A 2797-nucleotide genomic window follows, 5' to 3' on the forward strand; every position below is an offset into this window, starting at 1 on the left:
TCTCTCATTCTACCAAGAGGTTATTTTTTTGTTCAAACTTCAATTTCACTGATTACAGGAATGCTGCCCCGATAGTTCAATAAGAAAAAGCTGCCTTATAGATTATGGGGACCTTTCCCCCACTTTCCCGACCACAAAAACCCTTAGCTTTATCCTCTTTATGGATGAAGCTAAGGGTATACTGTATATAACAACTATTTTAAAACTGAGATGGAATCAACATTTACCTCCGTAGAAGTTTTACGGGCAACAGGATCTGCCTGACCAGTCCATTCAATAGATAATACGTGCTTACCTGCAGTTAGTCCTGTTTTACTGAATATTTCTTCTTTATACTTAGGAGTAGCAGCATGTAAGCTATAATTTGCTGATTTTCCGTCCAATGTCACTTTTACAATTCCTTGTTTATCATTTTTTATAGCTTTATAGGATATTCCTGTACCATTAAACACAGTTTTCAGAGTTGAACCGGTTTGGTTCGTACTTGTGTATGAGCTTGCCGACGCACTTCCATCGGATATTTTATTCCATGTTCCTTCATATCCAAAATATTTACTCGTATTTTCATATGTTCCTGCTCCAATGCCTTCTGTTACAGAAAGAATGTATTTTCCAGCTCCACTAAAAGCGTGGGCATTCAAATAATATGTGCCTGTTTTAGGAGCTGTAAAAGTAAAGGATTCCTTGGATGAATTTGCAATTTCTGAATGTGCTACAATGCCGTTGCTCGAATTTACAGTCTTTGTAGTGTCGTTATACAAATATAAATCAAAGTCCGTCCCGGAATCACCAGTTAGTGTAGCCTTCACCTTTTCCCCTTTTAATAGTTTAATAGAATATACATCATTTTTATCTTTACTTGCATCAAGTGAAGTACTGATACTTCCTCCTTTCCAAGTAATACCTGGAATATCAGAGTCTACCTCGAAATTAACTGCTTTCCCTGCATTCACAAGTCCTCCCGTAACAACTTTTCCTGTTAATGAAGACAGCTTCGTAGTGGTTCTCAAGATAGCATTCTTGATTTGAACGGGAGTATATGATGAATGTGCGCTTTTTACTAACGCTGCTACTCCTGTAACATGCGGGGTAGCCATGGATGTTCCATCAAGATATTCATAAGCCGTAGAATAGTCGCCTTCCACACTTGGGGTTGTACTTAAAATACCTTCACCAGGAGCAGCAACATCTACGCTTTTTGCACCGTAGTTAGAAAAATATGAAAGATTTCCTGTATTGTTAATAGAGGCTACAGAAAGAATATTAGGCAAATCATAAGCAGCTGGATACATTGGACTTGTATCCGAGTTCTCTGCAGAGTTACCTGCCGCAGCTATAAATAAGGTACCTGAGTTTTTAATAGCATCCTTTAATGCTTGTGAATTTTCTCCTCCACCCCATGAGTTATTCAAAATCTTTACACCTTTTGCCTTAGCATATTCCATGGCAGCGATCGCATCAGATTCGTACCCTCCATATGGTCCGATAAACTTGAGAGGCATAATTTTTACATTTGGAGCAATACCGGTAACTCCAATTTTATTTGCTTTTGCAGCTATTGTTCCTGCAACATGAGTTCCGTGGAAGTCTTCCTCTCCTCGAATGAACAATCTATTATTTTTATCATAAAAATTCCAGCCGTTTACATCGTCTATATATCCATTTTTATCATTATCGATCCCATCGTTAGGAATTTCTTCAGTGTTTACCCAAATTTTATCTTTTAATTCTGGGTGATTAATTTCGATTCCTGTATCAATCACTCCAATAACAAGAGAGGAACTGCCCTTTGTATTAGCCCATGCTGCTTCCGCACTTATATCAATACCTTTTTTACCAACTTGCCCTAATATTTCCTGTCCAGTATTTTTAAGTCCCCATAGTTCGCTATATAGGGGGTCTGTAACTGCTGTCGGTTGATATACATAGTTTGGCTCTACATACTCAACATTAGAAGAAGCGTTAAATTCTTTTAACACATCTTCCATCTTTTTATTTTTGGAAAATTTCATTACATATGTTCCTTCTTTATTCAATTCTTTTGCATTTTTTAAACCTAAAGTAGTGCTTAGGGATCCTAGACTTTTTATGGAGTAATTCTTTTTAAATTTTACGATAACCTCATTTTCTTTATACTTCTTTGGTTTGTTATTATTAAAATAAGTAAGGATTTCCCTTTTTTTAACTTCGCTACTATCTACTTTTATAATCTCCTCTTGTATGTTTCCTTCTACCTTTTTCTCATGTTTAACAACTTGAGGAGTATTCGTAGAAGTGGCAGCAAATGTTGATGTCCCCCCAAATAATAATCCCACAGCTCCGCATATACCTATTATCTTTTTTTGTATTCTCATTCTCTAATCTCCCTCAGCTTTTTTGTTTTCATGATAATAATTTGGTAAGAACAAAAACCTCCAATATACTATTTATTAGATATGTAATTCTTTCGCCAAAAAGGATCAAATTCAGTGTTTTTTCAGTTTGAAAAATAGAAAACAACTAAATTTTTCCTAACTTGGTATTTACTGATAACAACCACTAGTTTAATAGATGTGAATTAAATATTCAAGTGTTCATTTAGAAAAAAATGTATATTAATAAGGTGAATGAATAAATAGAAAGGGCATGTTTTGAAAAAAGATGAATCAAAACATGCCCTTATACTATTTAATTGGATTATCCTTTTATAAAAAAGATTGGTCATTTTTGTGTTCCTTAATCAACTCCCTCAGTATGATAGCTATAGCTCTCGAATGCTCACTTATTCGCAGGATTTCATAACCCTTGAAAATATATT

1 protein-coding gene is annotated in these 2797 nt (G+C 35.1%); it reads right to left on the bottom strand.

The annotated features are described in order from the left end of the window. Nucleotides 1–194: 194 nt before the first annotated feature. A complete protein-coding gene (locus tag ACFX4L_RS25270; RefSeq protein WP_377406653.1) occupies nt 195–2354 on the bottom strand; it encodes a S8 family serine peptidase in 2160 nt (719 codons plus the stop codon). Between the last annotated feature and the right edge of the window lie 443 nt (nt 2355–2797).

The organism is Peribacillus sp. YIM B13482 (genome assembly GCF_042787975.1).
In the GTDB taxonomy this organism is placed as follows: Bacteria; Bacillota; Bacilli; order Bacillales; family DSM-1321; genus Peribacillus; species Peribacillus simplex_A.